Here is a 20,822-nt window from a genome sequence, read left to right on the forward strand (position 1 = left end):
ACTATTGCTTTTTTAATCTTCTACAAAGAAAGTATAGACATTGTCTTTGGACTGTTGATCAGGCTGTTGTATAGGTTGTTGAATAGGTTGTTGAATAGGTTGTTCAAAATGATATTTAGATGTTTTTGATAATAAAACTCTGTTTGCTTTTATGTAGGTCTTATGGTACTTTTTGTCATCTTTAGTGTATGAATTAACTAGTAAATTCCCTGTTATTTCTACTAAATCAAGTCTTCTAATATTATTTAAAACATAGTTAACAACTGTTGGATCTCATACTACTATTTCAATAAAATTGGGTTTGCCATTTTGTATATTATTTATAATAAATTTAATAGCTTTTTCATTGATATTATATTTAGACTTATATTCAATTACTGTGAAGCTGTCACTAATTACAAAGCCATAAATGCGTACGCGATTCAAAAAACTAGATTGCATTTAAATTACTCTCTTTCTGTTGCTTCATTTATTTTGTCAGTTTCACTTAAATTAAGCTTATTAACATTAATTTCTATTTCATCTAAGAAGTAGTTAAAGTCATTAGTAAACTGTTTTGAAGCAAAAATTACACTATTAATTCATTTTTTACGCATTTGTTTAGTGGATTGGTTTACTCAAGATCTGAATTTATCAAAGCTTGATAGTTCAATTCCTTTTAGTTTAAGGTTCTTGCACACAGTAAAGGCAACTAATTTTGCTTGATATTCATTTTCGATATTATTTATTGCTGACTTATCATGACCTAACAAAGTATGGGCATATTCTTTAACAAGTGAATATATATTTTGGGTAATTGAGTTTTTATCATTTAGTCTAATTCAATGTTGAATTCCATAAATATTCGTACCATAAAATCTTTGTTCACTAGTATTTAAGCCCATTGAGGCATAGGTTATTCCAATATTATGTTTTTTTATAAAGTTACATAGCAAACTTAACAACTTAGTATTTGGTTCAATATTCTCATTATCTTCTTTTATAAAGTATAAAAAGTATTGTTTTGGATACTGATTTTTAGGAAGTGTTGTTTGTGAAATATCAAATACTTTACATAATGTAAAGCCTTTTGTATATGTGTAGACTTCTAATTCATTATTCTTAACTAATTCTTTAATTTCATTAGTTCATTTGTCTTTTGTAACTTTTTTATTGTCGTAAACAACATACTCAATGACTTTGGGTCTAAATATTGATATTCCTTTTTCAGTTTTTCTTACTTGAACATTTTCCTTTTTTCAACTGCTATATGACTTAACTATTGAAGCCCCTGGGAACTGATCTTTAATTAAACACATATTGACATAACTATACTTATTATCTAAGTTAGCAATGAAAGATAAGAAGTCTTCCATCTTAGTACTATCATATAAGTAACTGCTAAGTAATAAATCTGTTGTAATTATTGTTTTTTCTATAAATCTATTTGTTTGTTCTTTTCTTAACTCTTTCTTTGTCATTTTTAATGTCCTATAATCTCCCCCACACCCCCCTCAATAAACTGGGGCATTATATAAACTTAAATTAAATACATTAACACTGCCCCTGGCTCATGCATTATGAGCCATCTCCCTGTTGTTCAATGGGTTTGGACTACAGGGACACATATAATGAACAGTCTTTAACTATCTAATCAGTTATTGCATGCTTAGTCAAATAATAAATATGAACAAGCCATGATAAGTTAACATTTTTAACTACTTAATTAGTTTTTGACTACTTGATTAATAACAAACATAAACAAGCTATGCTAAATATTTAATTTATAATTGCTTATTCAAAACTTTAATTATTTTCAATCATATTGATATAGCCACTAGAATTTACTTTGACTACTACCTATTATTTGTATAAATTTTGTTAACTTAATTAGATACTGTTTACTTGATATTTCTTAGCAAACTTATAGCCTTATATAGCCTTGTAAAGCCACTAGAACTTACTTTGACTACTACCTATTATTTGTATAAATTTTGTTAACTTGACTAGCTACTGTTTACTTGATATTTCTTAGCAAACTTATAGCCTTATATAGCCTTGTAAAGCCACTAGAACTTACTTTGACTACTACCTATTATTTGTATAAATTTTGTTAACTTGACTAGCTACTGTTTACTTGATATTTCTTAGCAAACTTATAGCCTTATATAGCCTTGTAAAGCCACTAGAACTTACTTTGACTACTACCTATTATTTGTATAAATTTTGTTAACTTGACTAGCTACTGTTTACTTGATATTTCTTAGCAAACTTATAGCCTTATATAGCCTTGTAAAGCCACTAGAACTTACTTTGACTACTACCTATTATTTGTATAAATTTTGTTAACTTGACTAGCTACTGTTTACTTGATATCTTTTAGCAACATTAGCAACATTTAGCAATTGGATTGGATTGGATTTTTTTAACTCCTCTTTTTTTAATAAAACCAGATAATATCCTACTGTTTGACTGTTTTTTTGACTGTTCGTTGTCTACTTATTACGATAAATAGTTATATATTCATATAACATTTATCTTTATGTTTGTCATTTTAGCAAGTGAATTTTTGACTTCCTAAAACGACTATAAAACAGGCTAATATGGCAATATTAAATATGGATATTATGTATTTCACACATATCCTAATTTAGTATTTTTAATTTAATTTTCAGCTTACTTTTTTTAAATAAACATATATCTTTCAGTTAAAAATAGGTTGTTTTTATATTCTTTTAAATAAAAGAACCCTATGTCAATAAAACCTTTTTTAAAAAAATTAATGCTTTTTCCTATTGTTGCACTGCTTCCATCAAAAAACTTATTTTTAATTCTTAATAAATCAAAATCTTTTTCTGACTCAGGCATTTTAACAACAGTTTTTATTAATTTAATAGTTGTAAATCTTTTATTTTTAGACTTTTTTTCTAGCTTATAAGGCATTGTTTCGTAATCTTCAACAAAGTTAACATTTCTGAATAAAGATTTATTAGCCTTTGAATGGTTCTTTTTATATGCTATTATTCTTGCTATATTTCAAAGAGTTATTGCTGATCCATTAAGTAAAAAATGTATTCACAATTTCTTTGATGATATTTTCATGAACTTTTCATTTTTAAGAGTTCAAGGCTTTTTAGTTAGTTTAATTGCACCTGTTTTATGCTCGATATAACCTAGATTTGATAAAAATTTAATAGTTTCAGTTAATGTAGAACGTTTAAAGCCTAATTTTTGTAAATGCAAAATAGAAATATAGTTAGCTTTGGCACCTAAATGTCTAATTATGGCTAAGAATTCAAAAGCAATTTTTCTTTCTTTTAATTCTTTGTACATTTTTTCACCAATAATTAGTTTGCTTTTAAACAAAATTTTAAGTGCTTCTTCTGTTAGCTTGTTATATTTCTTCTTATTGTATTTTCTTAAAAAGGCAATCGTAACGACTGGCTTTTCTTTCTTTTTCAATAATAAGCTTTGCATTGTTTCTCCATTTATAACTACCAAAGTTTTATTAACTAAAAATGTTTTTTTGAACTTTGAGATATATATATAAATGAAGCAAGAATTAAAAAAAGTGGGGGGATACCCACTTTCTTCTATCAGTTCCACAAATTTTTGCATTTAAATTTCTTAAAATTTCATCTTTGTTTTTTGCTATATAGTCTAATGATCTATAAAATGAATTTTTTGAATAAGTGTCTATTTTTTCTTTTTTTGCTGTCATATAAGTGTTAAAAACACTTATTGGATTTTTAATTCTTTGATAAATCAACTGTAAAACAACATCTTTTAATGTTGTCGATTTTGTGGGAGAACAATCGTTAAAAATATTGAAATAATCAAATAGTTTTTCAACTACTTCGTAACCTTTAAACCTTTCTAAAACTTCTTTTTTGGTCTCTTTTTTCTCTTTAAAAATCTCATCTAATTTAGTTCTTGCTTGTTCTTTTGTTCAAGACAATGGAAAGTTTGCAATAATTGCTTTGATAATTGTTAGCGGATCATCGTGATATTGTTTTAATTCATGCAAATAACCATATCCTAATCTGTATACAAAACCTTTGTTATCTGGTCTTGGAACTCCAATTGATAAGTATTCACCTTTTTTAACTCTTGCTATTGATGTTCTTCATTGTCTTTTTGCATCATTTTTCGACTTCTTCATGTTTTTATTATATCATATTTAAGCATAAAAGTATAATAAATTATATTTTTTTTATAAAAAAAATATAGATGCCGAAAACTGAGTGTTTTCGCGACTAAGTGGGAAACGTAGGAAGTAATCAGAAATCAAAAAAAGCAGGGTATCCTGCTTTTTGCTTATGTCTATTTTATAGACTTATTCAAATAAAACTGTATATCCTACTGGTGAGTGATCTGAAATACCACTTCTAATATATCCATAGTCGGATCTATATTTTTTTCTTGATGAGCTCTTAACATATTGCACTCAATCATTTATCGAATTTATATTTTTATAAAGAAAACCATTATTAACAAAGTCATAAAGTTTAAAGATCTTAGGGTTGATGTATTTTAGCTTTGAGCGGTGAATTATCTTGTCATATGAATTAGCATATTTATCAATTGTATTGCTTAGTGATGTCTTATTTTCATTGTTTGGCTCAAAAACATTTTTATAAGCGCTATTCTTGCTTAGTCAGCTAAAGGCTTCATTATGGTTTCGCTCTTTAATATTAGTATCTCCAGCAAAAAATAAATCATCATTTTCGCCGTCTAGCTCATTAAAATAGTCAAAAACGTATTGGAGATTGTGCGCCTCATTTAGCTCAGATGAGCCGGCACCATTGACAGCTACTTCTTTGTTACCTCTTTTCTTCCCGGGACTATCAAAATGGTCAATAATGTATGTAAAATCATTATTTTTTAAACTGCTATCTAATATTTTGAATTTCATTGCATATGGTGGCCTAGAGTAGTGTTTAACACCACCACCAAAAGGAGTTTCCTTAAATTCAGGGTTTTCGTAAATTTTGCCAATAGATCCGTCGTTAAATTTAATAGGTTCTAATTTATTGGTTTTGTATAAAAAACCTGCAAATTCACTATCTCTATGTTTTGTATAACTAGGATTTGATATGTATTTGTCAGAAACTCTGTATGCCCACCTATCATGAGACGAGATTTTTTCACTTTGTTCATTCAAAAGTTTAATCAGTTCATCAAGATGATTATTATTGCTACCCTTTAATTCAACTAGCCCTACTAAGTCATATTTTTGGTTAAAAATTACAGATGCAAGCGCTTGGGTTTTAAAATATGCTTTATTAAGCGATGTATTTGAGTAATTTAGAACATTTCAAAAGCCAATATTTATGTTTTTAAAGTTGCCTGAGTGTTCTGTTGCATTGCTTCTGCCAGAATTAATTTGTGCTTCTTTTTTTTCCTTTGATGGCTTATTTACAGTGCTATCAGTTGAATTAGATTTAACAATTTTTTGGTTACTTTCTTTACTACTTCCTTTTTCAAAGCATGAAGTAGTAAAGCTTAATGAGCTAGATGAAATAACTAACCCTGCAGATGTATAGATTCATTTAAACTTTTTCATTTCAAACTTATTATAATATGTTTGATTAACTTGCATAACTAGTGTAAATTTTGTGGAAATAAATCAAATTTCTTATAATTGAATTATTAATTTTTAGAAAGGCACACAAAATGTCAAAATATTATTTAACAAATAGAGATGACAAAATGCTACTAGTAGCACAATATGAAGACTTGGACAAATGTGATAAATACGCTTCACTAAGCCATCGTCATGGTGCTATTACCGAATTTCATAATGACAATATTGCTTATATATTTTTAGGAAGTAAGTTAGAAAATTATGACGATTTAGTTGAAATAATAGATAACAACATAATTGGCAGAAAAAGAGAATATCAAATTGATGTTAATTCTTTTGCTAAAAAAATATTTAGTACTGATGAGGTATTAAAGGCTTTCTATTCAAGAATTATATTTTATGAAGCTTCATTGTTTAATTTAAAAAAGTCAACTCCGGCTAAAAGTAATTACACATTTTTATTAGATGATGATAAATATAAAGAATTAGCTAACAAATTCGAAATTATTGCAAATAACAGAAATAAGTGCAGAAACTTGCAAGTTATGCCCGAAAACTACTGTAATTCAGTTTCATTGGCAAATTTTATAGTTGATGATTTTGCTAATTTAAGCAATGTAAAAGTGACTGTTTTGGATAAAAGTAAAATAGAAGAATTGGGGATGAATTTGCTTTTATCAGTAAACAAAGGATCAACTCATGAAGCTAGAGTTGTTGTGTTAGAATACAATGGAAACCCTGATTCAGATGAAAAGATTGTATTTGTTGGTAAAGGAATTACATTTGATACTGGAGGTGTAAATACTAAGGGATATCATATGGAAGGAATGAAATATGATATGTCAGGCTCTGTTATTGTAGCATATGCATTAAAATCGTTAGCAGAGCTTAAAGTTAAGAAAAACGTAGCTGCAATTATGTGTATAACAGACAACAGAACAAATGGTGATGCTTCACTTCCGGAAAATGTTTATAAATCAATGTCAGGCTTGTCTGTTGAAGTAACTGATACAGATGCTGAAGGAAGATTAGTATTAGCTGATGGATTATTTTATGGAACTAAAGTACTTAATGCTACTTGCTTAGTGGATGTTGCAACACTAACAGGGGCAATTTTAAGCGCTTTAGGTAAAACATATTCAGGGGTTTGATCCACTGATGAAAGTAATTGAGCTACTTTTGAAAAAGCAGCAAAAATTGCTAAAGAAAAAGTTTGAAGAATGCCTTTACATGAAGATTTTCATGAACCAAATAAAGCAAGTATTGTGGCTGATTTAAATAACTATAATAATGATGAATTATCTGATTCAAATACAGCAGCAATGTTTTTAAAACAATTTACTAATGATGTTCCATACATACATTGTGATGTTGCAGGAACTGCAGATTTAAAAGGCAAACCGCAAGGTGTTTTGGTTGACACATTGGTTGAATTTGTGATACAGAAATAGCAAATTTTAACAAAACAACTTGTCTTATAAATCTGTTTTATAGAGAAATATACAAAAGACGAAGACTTAAAACCTTCGTCCCATAAATGAAAGTTCAAGTGCAACATATGTGCTTGGCTTTTTTATTATAGCATTTTTGCATAATATGTGGCGTATGCCACATCTACCCCTTGTTTGAAATCAAGGGGCAGGGGGTTAAAAAAATCAGATGGAACATCTGCGTAAACCCTAAATAATGTTTTGTTATACCCCCTTATTTGTAATTAAGGGGGTTAGGGGGATAAAATAACTAAATAAAATGCAAAAAATAACCATTCATTTTTTTATGAATGCAGTCAATTAAATTCACATGTTTTAATTTAAAACGACACCATAGTCATTAGCTAACTTAAATAGTTCAATTGGTTTTTGCCAATTCAAAATTTTACGTGGCATTTCATTTATTTGATTTACAACATCATCCAGTTGAACTTGAGAGATAGAATTAAAATCAAAACCTTTATGAAACATTCTTCTAATCATTCCGTTTCAATTTTCGTTTGTTCCCCTTTGAAATGAAGCATACGGTTCAGCTCTAAATATTTTAATATTTAGTCATTTTCCTAATAAACCCATTCTTTCGAATTCTATCCCGTTATCAATTGTTATAGATTTGACAATTAAATTATGATCCTGGATTATTTTTTTAAGCTTTGAAATTACCAAAAAAGCTGATTTTGATTTAATTTTAACTGCAAACCCCATTCTGGTTTGCCTTTCAACAAGTGTTAATACATTATCATATCCATTCGATCTTTTGCCTATAATTAAGTCACTTTCTCAATGACCATATTCTTCTCTTAAATCAATATATTTTGGTCTTGCCCATATTGGATATACATAGTGAGAATCTCCAATTAATCTTGAGACAACTGATGCAGTTCTTTTTCCGCCTTTTTTATAAAAAATTCTCAATCTGTCTCTAGGTTTCAATTTTCATTTTCTTGTCTTAATCCAATTAAATATAGTCCTTATCGACGGAGACGCAATATTTGGAAAAGTTTGCTTAATGTATCGAGCTGTTGCAACAATTCCGTAAAATCTTTTATCGAATTTTTCTAAGAAAAATTTTTCAAATTCAGCATATTCAAAATTACTCGTAAATTTAAACAAGTATTTGTGCGAATGCCTATTTAATGCTTTCTGCTCTGCTATTTTACATTGATATGAACCGCTAAAAGCAGTGTTGCGTTTTAATTCGCGACTTACTGTGGATGGACTTCTGTTTAACTGTCTAGCTATAGATCTAATAGAATACCCAGATTTTATTTGAATTTCAATAAATGCACGTTCATCATATGTTAGATGATTATAATTTTTAGTATAATTCATATGAAAGTTTCCTACTGCCAAGTGTGGAACTTTTTTTGTTTAAAAATTCAAGTGCTCCACAATTAAATTTTACCTTAATTGGTGTTGCACTTGAACTTACAATCAAGCGACGAAGACTTAAAACCTTCGTCTTTTTAGAATTTTAATATACGACTTATTCATAACTGAAAAGAACTAAAAATGCAGATACAAAAGTTAATGCGGTTCTATTGTGTTTGTTAAGTTTTATTATGTATATAGCCTTGATAATATATGTTAATAGGAACATTAAAGGTGTAATTATGACAGGTGATGAGTATATAAACACTCAGCTAATTATTTTTAAATGCAAGCCTGCTATGTGCGTTAATACCAAAAACATAAAGCCTGAAATTCATATGATATACAATCATAAATAGTTAGCAGCATTGCCATTCACAACATAATTTTTTGGTTTTTTATGAAACACAAGAGGGATAACATTATCAATGATGATAATTTTAATTAATGCACTTATTGCAAATCCCAAATTAATTCCAAACGAAACTTGATCAGGATAAGCATCACTAAGATTAGGATTATTGTAAATAAACTGCAAATTCATAAAGTCTAGAAATGCAATAACTATATATGTCAAGTATCAAAACATATCAACTCAAAATTGAACAATAAGCAATGACGATATTTGTTTGCCAGTGGCATTGGATTCTTTAATATGTTTAGCTAATGAGTTATCATTGCTTTTTTTCAATTCGTTCTCACTTAAAATTAGTTTTTTTAGTCCTGGAAGAACTATTAATAGATGAATAACAGAAAAGAAAACTATGAAGACAACTTTGACTGATGAGTATGCGTGCATACTTTCAATAAATTCTGCTTTTATGTTTTTTGAATTAAACTCAAAATATTGAATGAAATTAATAGAATTTAATACTATATCAACTATAAAACAGCTTAATAAGAAAATTATTGGCAATAAAACAACAAAGATTAAAAAGTTTCTTTTTTTACTGCTTTTTAATTGAAACAAGGCTCAAAGACTTGATTGAGCTGATAAGGATAGATTATTCATTATTGTATACCTCTCTCAAATTCCTCAACATCTATATTTTTATTGTTCATCATAAAATAACTTTTATCTGCTATGGTAGGTTTTTTGTTAATAGGGGATAAAGCAATCAATGTTCAACTTCAGTACAATGAACTATCCATAATAACTTGTGAACGTCCCGGTCATCCAAAGTGAACCAATGTCTTGTTGCCGTTATCAAAATAGCCATAAACAACAACTGCATGTATATCCCGTTCCCCTTGACTATTCAAAGGTATTTTTCCCATTATTAAGCAAGGTTGGTCAGAATCTATCCATGCTCATGGCCTTATGGCACCAACAGTCCTATGGTGTACATATATTGGTGATTTTCTTCCATCATTTAATAGCCTTTCAACAGCACCTGATAAAACTCTTGCAGATGTTGCAAATCAATGGCTATTGTATTTTGCTCACAAGTCGTAAACTAACTTTTCATTAAAATCAGGTCCAGTAGGATAACTTCATTTGTCATTATTAGCTTTAGAATTAGATGGCTTAATCATATACCTTTCTTGTTGCTCTTTTGTGAGAGTATCTTGCGATAAAAACAATTGACTATACTGAATTAATATTGATGATGCAATATAATGACAAAGGCCACGTTTCATTGGATCATCGTAATGAAAATTAATAGGTACAGTGTACCCAAAACCATCAAGCAAGGTTTTAAACCATCATGAGTGCGAAACCTCTTTATCTGCTTTTATGATTTCTTTACTAAAATTTCTAAATTCAGGAACATATGACCCAAGCAACATTACTGAGTAATTTGATTTGTTGTTACTACTTGATATTTGAGTTTTAGAATTTATTAACTCTTTATCATTTAGTGTTTTCAGCACATTAACATCATTCTTCTTCAAGCTTACAAAAAGGGGGTTATTTTTTTTAAATTCAAAATCTTTATCAATCTCAAAAAATTCGCCAGTAAACAAATTGAAAGAGTACTTTTTATTTTTGGCTAATTTCTCAATTTTACTTTCAGTAGCTTTTAAACTTAAAAGAAGTGAGGTGAAATTTTCTAATGAAAAAACCGCAGACCCAAATGGTAAGTATTCGACATACACCATTGGGTTTCCCATATCGTCAGTAAAGTACTTAATTTTTTTTACCTTAAAATCAACTTTTTTATTGTATTTAAACATTTCCAATTCCATATACTTCAAAATTTCTTTAATACTTAATTTTGAATATTCAGAAATTATGTTTTGTTCTTTAGGAGAAGCGAATAAGTCATTTATGTTGGCATTATATTGTGTGTTTGTATAATTTAAATCGCACATCACATCCTCCTTCCTTAATTTAATTATATTAAATTAGACGTTCGCACATTGTGTGCCGATTGAAATCAACACAAAAATACACATAAATTGCTTGATTTATGAAAATTTTCACACAGAAAGTAAACTATTAATTAAAGCAATAATAATGATTAATACACAACACAAAACCTTAAAAAATATTTTGCATAACTTATTTTTAGTATAAAATTATATTGCTTATGCAAATGTAGTTCAATGGTAGAACACCAGCTTGCCATGCTGGATACGGGGGTTCAATTCCCCTCATTTGCTCCATATATCATTTGGTACCATAAATGCTGATAAACAGCATTTTTATTTTTAAAAATGAGCCATTAATTTGGCTCATTGTTAAACTTTGTTACTTATTTTCAATTGCACTAATGCCAGGAAGTTCTAAGCCTTGTAGGAATTCTAATGAAGCTCCACCACCTGTTGAAACGTGTGAGAATTTGTTTTCCATTCCTAATTTTTGCACTGCAGCAACGCTGTCACCGCCACCTACAACTGAATAGCATGAATCTAATTTAGATATTGCTTTAGCTATTTCTAATGTACCTGTGCTGTAGTTTTTAAACTCAGCAACACCCATTGGTCCATTTCACACAACAGTTTTAGCGCCCTCTAAAGCTTCTTTAAATAGTGATATTGATTTAGGACCAATATCTAGTCCCATTTGGTCTTCTGGAATGTTTAATTCGCAGTAAACAGGCTCGACATCAGCATATTCTTTTGCACACGCGTTGTCAACTGGAAGAATAACTTTTGTGCTGTATTTTTCTAAAAAGTCTTTAGCAAAGGGCAAGAAGTCATCTTCACAAATAGATGTGCCAATTGTGTAGCCTAATGCTTTTTTGAATGTATAAGCCATTCCACCACCAATTATCATCTTATCAACTAGTGGGATTAAGTGTTCTAACACTTTAATTTTGTCACTAACTTTAGCGCCACCAATGATTGCAACATATGGGTGTGATGGAGCAACAATAGCCTTTGTTAATGATTCAATTTCTTTTTGCATTAAGTAGCCAACTACAGAGTGTTCAATGTGTTTTGCAATACCAACATTAGAAGCATGAGCTCTGTGTGCTGTTCCAAAAGCATCATTAACAAATATATCACCCAATGATGCTCAATACTTACCTAATTCAGGATTATTTTTGCTTTCAGCTTTTTCGTTAATATCTTCATAACGAGTATTTTGCATTAATATAACATCGCCATTATGCATATTGTTAATAGCGTTTTCTAATTCAATGCCTCTTGTAGAATCTACAAATAAAACAGGCTTATTCAACAAATTAGATAACTCTACAGAAACAGGAAAGAGATCGTTTTTAGCCATATCATCAGCACTTTTAATTCTGCCAAGGTGTGACATTAAAATTAACTTTCCGCCTTCATTAATTATTTTTTTAATAGTAGGAATTGCAGCAACAATTCTTTTGTTAGATGTAATAACACCATTTTTGATTGGCACATTAAAGTCTGCTCTCATTAAGACCTTTTTACCCATAAATTTAACATCATCAATACTTTTTTTCATATTTGTCCTTTAATAACTAATGATCATTTTTATAATTATAAATTTTATTTTTGAACTTTTATTACTATCTAACCAATATGCAACTATAAATGAAAATATAATGTAAAAAATTCCAAAAATTTTATTCAAGAGTATTATCCTGCATACATTATCAGTATCAGATAATATATAATATGTAGTATTAATAATATAAATTAAGGATTAATAATATCTATGGACATAAATAAATATATTTCTGAATACTTTCATAAAACTAAGAAAATATTGGAAACTAAAAATCCAGATAACATAATCACATTGCAATTTTTCCAAAGAAGAGATAATGCAATGCTAGCTGGAATGGAAGAAGCTTTAGACTTTTTAGAAAAGCACACAGATACATCTAAATATAAAATTAGATATCTTAAAGATGGAACAATAATGAGCAAAATGGAAGTAGCACTTGAATTAACTGGTCGCTACCAAGATTTTGGTATTTATGAAGGCATTATTGATGGCATTTTAACTAGAAGTACATCAATTGCAACTAATGCATATGAATGTGTTAAAGCAGCCAATGGTAAGGAAATTATATTTATGGGCGATAGAGCTGATCATTACTTAATGCAAGTAATTGATGGCAAAGCTGTTTCAGTTGCAGGTGTAAGCGCTATGTCAACTGATGCTCAAAATGTTAATCCTTCTAGCTCATCATTTGGATCGGTACCGCACATTTTGATTCAAAATTTCGCTGGAAATACAGCAGAAGCAATGGCGGCTTATGCAAATGTGTGACCTGAAGATCAAATTATTTCATTAGTTGATTACCATAATAACGTAATTGAGCAATCATTAGAATCTTTCAGAAAATTAGGCAATCGTCTTTATGGCGTAAGGATTGATACTTCTAAGAATATGAAGGATAAAATGTTCAACAACGAAGCTGATAACAAAGAGTATTATGGCGTAAATATTGAGATGATTAAAAGGCTTAGAGAAGCCTTAGATAATGCAGGCGGTAAGGACGTAAAAATCATTGTCTCTTCAGGTTTTAGTGCTGAAAAAATAAGAAAATTTGAAGAAGCAAATACACCTGTTGATTCATATGGTGTTGGTCAGGCAATGTTTAAGTTTGAGTGCTTTTTCTCGGCTGATGCAGTATTGTTAAATGGCAAAAATGAAGCTAAAGACGGCAGAATGTATCGTCCAAATAGTAAGTTGATTGACTATAACTAATTAAAAGCCTATAAAACAGCTATTTTGGTCAATATAGCTGTTTTAATTTTTTATTCATTTTACAGCAAAATGTCATTTTATTAAGGTTGGCGTTATTCTTATTATTATATATAATATTAATATTAAGATATAAACACATTTTTTAGGAATTAATACTTAAGCACAGGAGATAATATATGGCTTACAAAAAACCTCAGATTTCTAATGAAATTGTTCGTTTTGTTGGTGAAATTTCAACGACAGCTGGTGGCTATAAAAAAGAGTTAAATCTTATTTCATGAAATGGTGGCGAAGCCAAATATGATATAAGAGACTGAAATAATGATCACTCACGTTCTAGCAAAGGAATTACTCTTACTTTGGAAGAGTTAAAAAATTTAAGAGATTTACTAACAACTGAATTGGCTGATAAATAAAACTATAAATAATTTTAGATTATCCTTCCTTGCTAAGGAATATTTTGTTTTTCTAATAAAACAAGGAGAATTATGCTCAAATTACAGAAGGCAACTGACAAAGACTTAAAGAACATATATAGCTTTTTAGATACTGATAGGCTACTTAACTTCTTTTTTATTGGGGATATAAAAACATATGGCTTAAATTCTGAATTTATGCCTGTATTTATTAGTAAAGATGAAAATGACAAAGTTAACTCAATAGTTTTAATATATTATGCAACATTACTAATTTATGATCCTTACAAATTGATTCAAGTTAATGATTTAGAAAATCTAATTAAGCTTCATAATATTCAAACAATCAATATAAGTGACAAAATATATAAGCATTATGCTTCTTATTTTGAAATTAATCAAGATATATACGAAGTAAATCATCAAGAATTAGCATATTGCGATAAGCCAGTTACTGACTTGGATTTATCGGAAGTTACAAGAGCCAAATATGAAGATTTAGAAAAAATTGTTGATTCAAGAATGCAAATTAATGAATTTAGTGCACTAATTTCTAATTATCAAAAGGAACTTGAAACCTACCAAAATGCCTATAAAAAAGGCGTTTTAGACCCATTTATTATTAAAAAAGATAATAAAGTAGTAGCTAATTCATTGGTGGCAATCAAAACTGATGATGTGGTATTAGTAGGCGGAGTTTATTGTTTAAATGAGTTTAGAAATAAAGGTTATGCAACTAAAACTGTTGCCGCTTTAACTAATTACATAGTTAACGAAGAAAAAAAGACTGCAATGCTTTTTTATCATAATCCAGCAGCTGGAAGAATTTATCATAAAATAGGTTATATTCCTTGTGGTAACTTATACACTATTGCAGTTAAGGGTCATCTTAAATAAAAGTAAAAAGGGGCAAAAATGTTAAATTTTTTAGAAAATAGAATACAAAAATCTATTAAAAAAATGGCTAGTAAGACAGTTGTTAGTGAAGAAGACATTCTAGGTGTTGCTAGAGACATTAAAATGGCTTTATTAGAAGCTGACGTTAATTTAAAAGTTGTTAAAGATTTTGTGGCTAATGTTAAAGAAAAGGCACTTAGTGCAAATTTAGTCGGAACTTTGAATGCTGAACAGACAATGATCAAAATTGTTCACAATGAATTGGTTGATATTCTAGGTAAAGAAGTTAGACCAATTGAGATTACAAAAAAGCCATATATTATTATGATGACCGGACTTCAAGGTAGTGGAAAAACAACTGCTTGTGCCAAAATTGCTCACTTTTTAAAGAAAAAGAATCAAATTGAGAAGCCACTTTTAGTAGCAGCTGATATTTACCGTCCAGCTGCTGTGCAACAATTAGTAACCTTGGCTAAAGGAATCCAAGTCGATTACTTTGAAAAAGGAACTAATGTTTCAGCACAGCAGATAGTTAAAGAATCATTAACTTTTGCTAAAGAAAACAAAAACGATCTTATTATCATTGACACTGCAGGACGTTTAAGCATTGATGAGCCATTAATGAACGAATTGTGAGAGTTAAAGAATATTTGCGAACCACAAGAAATCTTTTTTGTAGCAGATGCACTTAGTGGTCAAGATATTATTAATGTAGCAAATACATTTAACAATAGACTAAAGCTAACTGGTTCAGTTATAACAAAATTAGATTCAGATGCACGTGGTGGTGCTGCACTTAGTCTTTCAAAAGTTTTATCGTTGCCAATAAGATTCATTGGAACTGGTGAAAAAATTGGTAATTTAGATTTATTCTACCCTGATAGAATGGCTGATCGTATTTTAGGAATGGGCGATGTAATGAGTTTAATTGAAAAAGCTGAAGAAGTTATTGACCCATCGATGGCTAATAATATGGTAGCAAAATTGCTAAGAGGGAATTTTACTATAGATGATTTAATGAACAACTTAATGCAAATTAAAAAGTTAGGAAAAATGAGTAAAATTCTCAAAATGATTCCTGGTTTAGCAAATAAAGTTAGTCCTGAAAAAATTGAAGAAGCTGAGAGAAAAATGGCTATTTATGAGATTTTAATTAGCTCAATGACAGTTAAAGAAAGAAAGAATCCAAAACTACTTAAGCAAGCTTCTAGAAAGAAAAGAATAATGGAAGGTTCTGGCAGAAGTGCTCAAGAGTACAATAAGCTTTTAAATGACTTTGATCAGATGTCAAAAAATATGACTGAAATGGCTAAAAAAGTTAAGAGCGGAGACCTTTCAGAACTTAATAAATTAGGTTTTGGATCTGGCGGGTTTTAATATATAATAGGCAATTATGAAAGCAATAAATAATTTTTGACTTCCTAGACTATTTAGCAATGAGTATATAGAAGGCACCTTGGCTTTTAAAGGTTATCATGGTGCACTTTTGTCGCAATCTATTTATTGATCTTTTGTTGCAGCGGCAATAATAGCTTCAGTGCTAATAAGTTTCTTCAGACGCATAATTAAAGAAAATTATGCAGGAACAAAAAAAATAATGTTTCTCCCAAAAGTGCTGTTTTGAAGAATTTTTGGCATATTATCATTAGCAGGAATAGTTGCTAGATGTATTATTGTTATATTAACAAATTATCAATTTAAATTCGAAATATTACCATTACATTTTTGCAGGCTTATGGTTATTTTCCTTGCTGTTGCAATGATTATCAATAGAATTGATTTAATTAAATATTTTGGATTTTTAAGTGTTTTTGGAGCAATATCTGCACTATTTGTTCCATCAATGGGTGAATATTCTGGAGCTGATAACTTCTGATTCTGAGATTATTTACTTCTTCATATTTATTCATTTGTTGTTCCGTTTCTTTTATTTGCCATTTCAAAATTTGAATATACATTTAAAACAACAGTAGTAACAATTACTTTCTTTGTTGTAATGTGCTTATTAATGTTTGGAATAAATTTTGCATTAGATACTTATGCAAAAGATCCTACTTGAAAGTCTAATTATTGATACCTTGGACTTAATGAAAACAATGACTTATATCAAAAATTTGGCAAGGTAGTGGCTTGACCAACTCACATATTACTTTTTATATTTTTAGGTATTGTATTAACTATTTTATTTATTGCAGTATGAGCATTATTTGACAAAATTTATATTATTAAAGAAGAAGGAAAAATAAAGGCTTATGTAACTCGTTCTGACTTTTGAGTTAAATACAAAGAGTCGATGAAACAATTTTTCAAAAGAGATAAAAATAGAAAAAAAGATGAATTTGCTACTATTGCAAATTAGATTAAGCAATTTGCTTTTGCTATTGAAATATTAAGCTAAAATAATAATCACTACAATATAGCATATAGAGTTGTGGAGCTTAGCTAGCTGTGAAACAAGCCAACCTGCATATTAATTGTAAGGTGGATAGCAAGAGATATATAAATATCTAACATGCAACAGTATAATTTTTACTCCCAGCCTATTTGCAATAACAATAGGCGGGAGTTTTATTTTATGACTAAAAATAGAAAAATTTTATTCACTAGTGAATCAGTTGGAATGGGGCATCCAGACAAGATTTGCGATCAAATCAGTGACGCGGTAATTGATGAATTTATAAAAATAGATCCTTACTCTAGACTGGCCATTGAAACGGTTGCTTCAGGTAATCAAATTTATATAACTGGTGAAATAGCCTCAAATGCATCAGTTGACATTAAAAAAGTTGCGCTTGAAACTATTTTCAATATTGATAATGACTATCAAATTAATATACCCGAAGTTATTTTAAACATAAAAAAACAAAGTGATGATATTGCGCAAGGCGTGCTTTTAGATGATGATGAAATAGGCGCTGGCGATCAAGGAATTATGTTTGGATATGCAACAAATGAAACTCCTGAGTATATGCCACTTGCTATAACATTAGCACACAGAATTGTCCAAAAAGCAAGTGAATTAATTAAATTAGGTGAATTTAAGCATGCTAAAAGTGATATGAAAAGCCAAGTAACATTAGATTTTTCAGATAATCAAACAAAAGTTGAGACAGTTTTATTCTCATGCCAACATGATGAGAAATTTGACGAAAATACTTTTAAAACAACCATAATTGAAAAAATTATTTACCCAATTATGGATGAGTATAAACTTAATAAACCAAATAGAATCTTGATAAATCCAACCGGAAGATTTGTAATTGGTGGAATTGTTGGAGATGCTGGATTAACAGGTAGAAAAATAATAGTTGATACATACGGTGGAACAGCACACCATGGTGGAGGTGCTTTTAGTGGCAAAGACGCAACTAAGGTTGACCGTTCTGCTGCTTATGCTTGCCGTTGAATTGCTAAGAATTTAGTAGCTGCAGGAGTAGCCGATAAATTAGAAATACAAGTGTCATATGCAATTGGTGTTGCTGAGCCAGTGTCGATATACGTTGATTCGTTTGGAACAAATAAAGTACCAAATGGATTAATTGTTGATGCTATAAATAGCATATTTGATTTAAGACCAAGAGCAATAATTCACGAATTAGAACTAAGAAAACCTATTTATAAAAAAACAGCATGTTTTGGCCATTTTGGTCGTAAAGATGTATTGTTTCCTTGAGAAAAACTTGATAAAGTTTCTGAAGTTAAGGCCTATTTTGGCTTAAAATAGCCATGTAAAATATTTTGCGCAAATGTAATCTTTATGGTAAAATTGATAAATCACCATATAAAAAGAGGTCACAAGCATGCGTAAAATTGTTAGAGTCAAAAATAAATTACGTGCTGAAAAAAGATTACACAAGTTACAATTAGAACAAGCACGTGACAAAAGAAGAGCTGAAAGAGCAGCAGCTGAACAAGCTAAATAGTATTCAAAAACTTAATAAATTAAAAATCAAGCAGCGACGCTTGATTTTTTACATTTTAGTCAGTTATTTTTCCTTTAGCTCTATAAAACAGTTTGATAGTAAAGCTTCATTATTGTTAAAATCTTGCAAAAATAGCCTGTAACTTGCTTTATTTTTCTCAAAGTCAATTTCATCTAATACCGAAATCAACGGCAGTAATTGACCATTTTCACTATAAACAGATGAATCATAAGATTTTTCATTGAGCCTAAAAACTAGGGTTACTGCATCTCTAAAGATATTTAGAGTTGAATTAGTGAATTCAATTCTAGTAACTACTTTAGTATCAGATTCTTTAAAGGTAAATGATTTTGTTTTTACTCCAAAGTTATCGTTATAAAGCTCATATTCAGCATCGACTTCAGTTTCTACTGTAACATCATCACTATTAGGTTGCTTAACAAGAGAGTTAAATATTATTTTCATTGTGATAGTCTTTTAAAAATTAAGTCCTTGCCAAATAAATAAATTGATTTTGCTAGCTCTGGGCCATGCTCAATATATGTTGTTGCTAGTCTAATAGGCATAAAAAGATTCTTTCCTTTTTTGCCTGTTTTAATGGCAACTTGGTCAATCGCTTCTTGAATTTGACTTATTGTAAAGTCTTTATTTTCAATCTCTTTTTTAAAAGCAAACACAACTTCAAGATCAGCTTCACTTAATAAAGGAACCACATCCAACGGATTATCATAATTTTCTTTTTCAACTAATAATTGTTTAAGTGCATAAACACTTTGCTTAAAGGTATCTACAAAAAGATTGGTTCACTCATCATCTTTTAAATTTAGTTGTTTAATAATTAAGCCATTATCCATATTTTTAATATATTGTTTTGAGAATCATTGCATTTTTTTAATGTCAAATTTTGAAGGAGACTTACTTAATCTAGCGGGGTCAAACTTTGTAATTATTTCATTATGGCTCATTAGTTCTGAATTATCAGCACTAGTTCAACCTAAAAGTGATAGAAAGTTAAAAATAGCATTTGGATCATAACCATCATTTTTGTAATCTTCAATAAATTGTTTTAATGATGTATCTCTTTTCGAAAGCTTTTTGCCTTCCATATTTGTAATAACAGTTAGATGGCCAAATTCAGGAGATTTTCACCCAAGAGCATTATAAATTGAGAGTTGTCTAGGTGTATTTGTAATGTGTTCTTCGCCCCTTAATACGTGAGTAATTTCCATATCATGATCGTCTACTACAACTGCAAAATTATATGTTGGATAGCCATCAGATTTTTGAATAACTCAGTCTCCAATATCATTTGAGTTAAAACTAATTTTGCCCCTAACAATATCATCTCATTCATAAGTAGTATCCTTAGGCATACAAAACCTTATTGAATACTCACCAGCGTTTTCTCTTCTTGTTTTTTCTTCTTCGCTTATTTTAAGCCAGTTTTTGTCATATCTAAAAGAAGCAATTCCATTCTTTTCAGCCTCATAGTGTTGCATCTCTAATTCTTCAGAAGTATCATAAGCTTTGTACGCAAAACCCTTTTGCACAAGTTCATTAGCAATTTCTCTATATCTGTCTAATTTTTCGCTTTGCCTATATTTTCCATATTTTTCATTAGGATTTAGTGGACTTTCATCTGGAATAATTCCTAATCATTTTAAGTTTTCTAACTGACTTCTTTCACCATCAGCAACATTTCTTTTTACATCAGTATCTTCCAATCTAAAAACAAATGAGCCATTATAGTGTTTTGCAAAAAGATAGCAAAAAAGGGCAGTTCTTGCACCGCCAATGTGTAAGTATCCAGTTGGGCTAGGTGCATATCTGGTTCTAACTTTATTCATATAAGTCTCCATTTATATAAAAATACTAATAATTGTGCAAAAATGCACAAAATGTATGTTTATTATTAAGCCATATTAAAATATATTTATAAATAATTATAAGCATTTTAAATTTCAGTTTAGAAAATTAATAAGCTAGAAAAATTACTATAAATATAGTAACGTTTCCGCACTATTTAATAATGGCATATTTTTTGCATATTAGTCTTAATTGTTA

18 protein-coding genes, 1 tRNA gene and 1 pseudogene are annotated in these 20,822 nt (G+C 29.3%); 9 read left to right on the forward strand and 11 right to left on the reverse strand.

Features of this window, described 5'->3' with window-relative positions; all coding sequences use genetic code 4:
* Nucleotides 1-12 precede the first annotated feature (12 nt).
* From MBOVPG45_RS01055 to mnuA, 5 genes and pseudogenes are all read right to left on the reverse strand, one after another.
* Nucleotides 13-426: a single-stranded DNA-binding protein gene (locus MBOVPG45_RS01055; RefSeq protein WP_226061600.1), complete on the reverse strand. Its 414-nt coding sequence runs from the start codon at nt 424-426 to the stop codon at nt 13-15.
* A gap of 20 nt (nt 427-446) precedes the next feature.
* Complete coding sequence (locus tag MBOVPG45_RS01060) at nt 447-1,460, reverse strand: ArdC-like ssDNA-binding domain-containing protein (RefSeq protein ID WP_013456136.1); 1,014 nt, start codon at nt 1,458-1,460, stop codon at nt 447-449.
* A 1,204-nt stretch (nt 1,461-2,664) separates the two neighbouring features.
* Entirely contained in the window at nt 2,665-3,456 is a 792-nt protein-coding gene (locus MBOVPG45_RS01065; RefSeq protein WP_013456240.1) for an MAGa4850 family ICE element protein, read from the reverse strand.
* Between the two features lie 109 nt (nt 3,457-3,565).
* Nucleotides 3,566-4,141: pseudogene (locus MBOVPG45_RS01070) on the reverse strand (IS1634 family transposase); the annotation flags it as partial.
* A 174-nt stretch (nt 4,142-4,315) separates the two neighbouring features.
* Nucleotides 4,316-5,545, reverse strand: a complete 1,230-nt coding sequence (mnuA, locus tag MBOVPG45_RS01075) for a membrane nuclease MnuA (protein ID WP_013456284.1) — start codon at nt 5,543-5,545, stop codon at nt 4,316-4,318.
* Nucleotides 5,546-5,655: 110 nt separating this feature from the next.
* Between mnuA and MBOVPG45_RS01080 the strand changes: the two genes are divergently transcribed.
* On the forward strand, nt 5,656-7,017 hold the full coding sequence (locus MBOVPG45_RS01080; RefSeq protein WP_013456433.1) for a M17 family metallopeptidase: 1,362 nt from the start codon (nt 5,656-5,658) through the stop codon (nt 7,015-7,017).
* 354 nt (nt 7,018-7,371) lie between these two features.
* Here MBOVPG45_RS01080 and MBOVPG45_RS01085 read toward each other — a convergent pair whose 3' ends face one another.
* The 3 genes from MBOVPG45_RS01085 to MBOVPG45_RS01095 form a co-directional block, all read right to left on the reverse strand.
* The gene (locus MBOVPG45_RS01085; protein ID WP_013455927.1) at nt 7,372-8,388 is read right to left on the reverse strand and encodes an IS30 family transposase; all 1,017 of its coding nucleotides are present in this window, start codon (nt 8,386-8,388) and stop codon (nt 7,372-7,374) included.
* Between the two features lie 154 nt (nt 8,389-8,542).
* Nucleotides 8,543-9,439: a hypothetical protein gene (locus MBOVPG45_RS01090; RefSeq protein ID WP_013455911.1), complete on the reverse strand. Its 897-nt coding sequence runs from the start codon at nt 9,437-9,439 to the stop codon at nt 8,543-8,545.
* Nucleotides 9,439-10,743 (reverse strand): putative cysteine peptidase, encoded by a 1,305-nt coding sequence (locus MBOVPG45_RS01095; RefSeq protein ID WP_013456619.1) that lies wholly within the window; start codon nt 10,741-10,743, stop codon nt 9,439-9,441. The genes MBOVPG45_RS01090 and MBOVPG45_RS01095 overlap by 1 nt, the downstream gene beginning before the upstream one ends.
* A gap of 220 nt (nt 10,744-10,963) precedes the next feature.
* Here MBOVPG45_RS01095 and MBOVPG45_RS01100 point away from each other — a divergent pair.
* Nucleotides 10,964-11,037: transfer RNA gene (locus MBOVPG45_RS01100), tRNA-Gly, on the forward strand.
* Between the two features lie 85 nt (nt 11,038-11,122).
* Here MBOVPG45_RS01100 and MBOVPG45_RS01105 read toward each other — a convergent pair.
* On the reverse strand, nt 11,123-12,307 hold the full coding sequence (locus MBOVPG45_RS01105; RefSeq protein ID WP_013456208.1) for a phosphoglycerate kinase: 1,185 nt from the start codon (nt 12,305-12,307) through the stop codon (nt 11,123-11,125).
* A gap of 213 nt (nt 12,308-12,520) precedes the next feature.
* Here MBOVPG45_RS01105 and MBOVPG45_RS01110 point away from each other — a divergent pair, with 213 nt between their 5' ends.
* The 7 genes from MBOVPG45_RS01110 to MBOVPG45_RS04810 all read left to right on the forward strand — a co-directional run bounded on the left by MBOVPG45_RS01110 (nt 12,521) and on the right by MBOVPG45_RS04810 (nt 18,758).
* Nucleotides 12,521-13,522 carry a nicotinate phosphoribosyltransferase gene (locus tag MBOVPG45_RS01110; protein WP_013456017.1) on the forward strand — a complete coding sequence of 334 codons (1,002 nt, stop codon included), beginning with the start codon at nt 12,521-12,523 and terminating at the stop codon, nt 13,520-13,522.
* Between the two features lie 176 nt (nt 13,523-13,698).
* On the forward strand, nt 13,699-13,938 hold the full coding sequence (locus MBOVPG45_RS01115; protein ID WP_013456213.1) for a YdbC family protein: 240 nt from the start codon (nt 13,699-13,701) through the stop codon (nt 13,936-13,938).
* 72 nt (nt 13,939-14,010) lie between these two features.
* Entirely contained in the window at nt 14,011-14,835 is an 825-nt protein-coding gene (locus MBOVPG45_RS01120; RefSeq protein WP_013456099.1) for a GNAT family N-acetyltransferase, read from the forward strand.
* A gap of 18 nt (nt 14,836-14,853) precedes the next feature.
* Complete coding sequence (gene ffh, locus MBOVPG45_RS01125) at nt 14,854-16,212, forward strand: signal recognition particle protein (RefSeq protein WP_013456411.1); 1,359 nt, start codon at nt 14,854-14,856, stop codon at nt 16,210-16,212.
* A 16-nt stretch (nt 16,213-16,228) separates the two neighbouring features.
* Entirely contained in the window at nt 16,229-17,194 is a 966-nt protein-coding gene (locus MBOVPG45_RS01130) for a YwaF family protein (RefSeq protein ID WP_013456353.1), read from the forward strand.
* 216 nt (nt 17,195-17,410) lie between these two features.
* Nucleotides 17,411-18,559, forward strand: a complete 1,149-nt coding sequence (metK, locus tag MBOVPG45_RS01135; protein ID WP_013456621.1) for a methionine adenosyltransferase — start codon at nt 17,411-17,413, stop codon at nt 18,557-18,559.
* A gap of 76 nt (nt 18,560-18,635) precedes the next feature.
* Nucleotides 18,636-18,758: a hypothetical protein gene (locus tag MBOVPG45_RS04810; protein ID WP_013456350.1), complete on the forward strand. Its 123-nt coding sequence runs from the start codon at nt 18,636-18,638 to the stop codon at nt 18,756-18,758.
* A gap of 63 nt (nt 18,759-18,821) precedes the next feature.
* Here MBOVPG45_RS04810 and MBOVPG45_RS01145 read toward each other — a convergent pair whose 3' ends face one another.
* Together MBOVPG45_RS01145 and gltX are read right to left on the reverse strand one after the other, a co-directional pair.
* On the reverse strand, nt 18,822-19,223 hold the full coding sequence (locus MBOVPG45_RS01145) for a hypothetical protein (protein WP_013456580.1): 402 nt from the start codon (nt 19,221-19,223) through the stop codon (nt 18,822-18,824).
* Nucleotides 19,214-20,605 (reverse strand): glutamate--tRNA ligase, encoded by a 1,392-nt coding sequence (gene gltX / locus MBOVPG45_RS01150; protein ID WP_013456279.1) that lies wholly within the window; start codon nt 20,603-20,605, stop codon nt 19,214-19,216. The genes MBOVPG45_RS01145 and gltX overlap by 10 nt, the downstream gene beginning before the upstream one ends.
* Nucleotides 20,606-20,822 lie beyond the last annotated feature (217 nt).

Origin of the sequence: Mycoplasmopsis bovis PG45, assembly GCF_000183385.1 — a bacterium.
Lineage (GTDB): Bacteria > Bacillota_I > Bacilli_A > Mycoplasmatales > Metamycoplasmataceae > Mycoplasmopsis > Mycoplasmopsis bovis.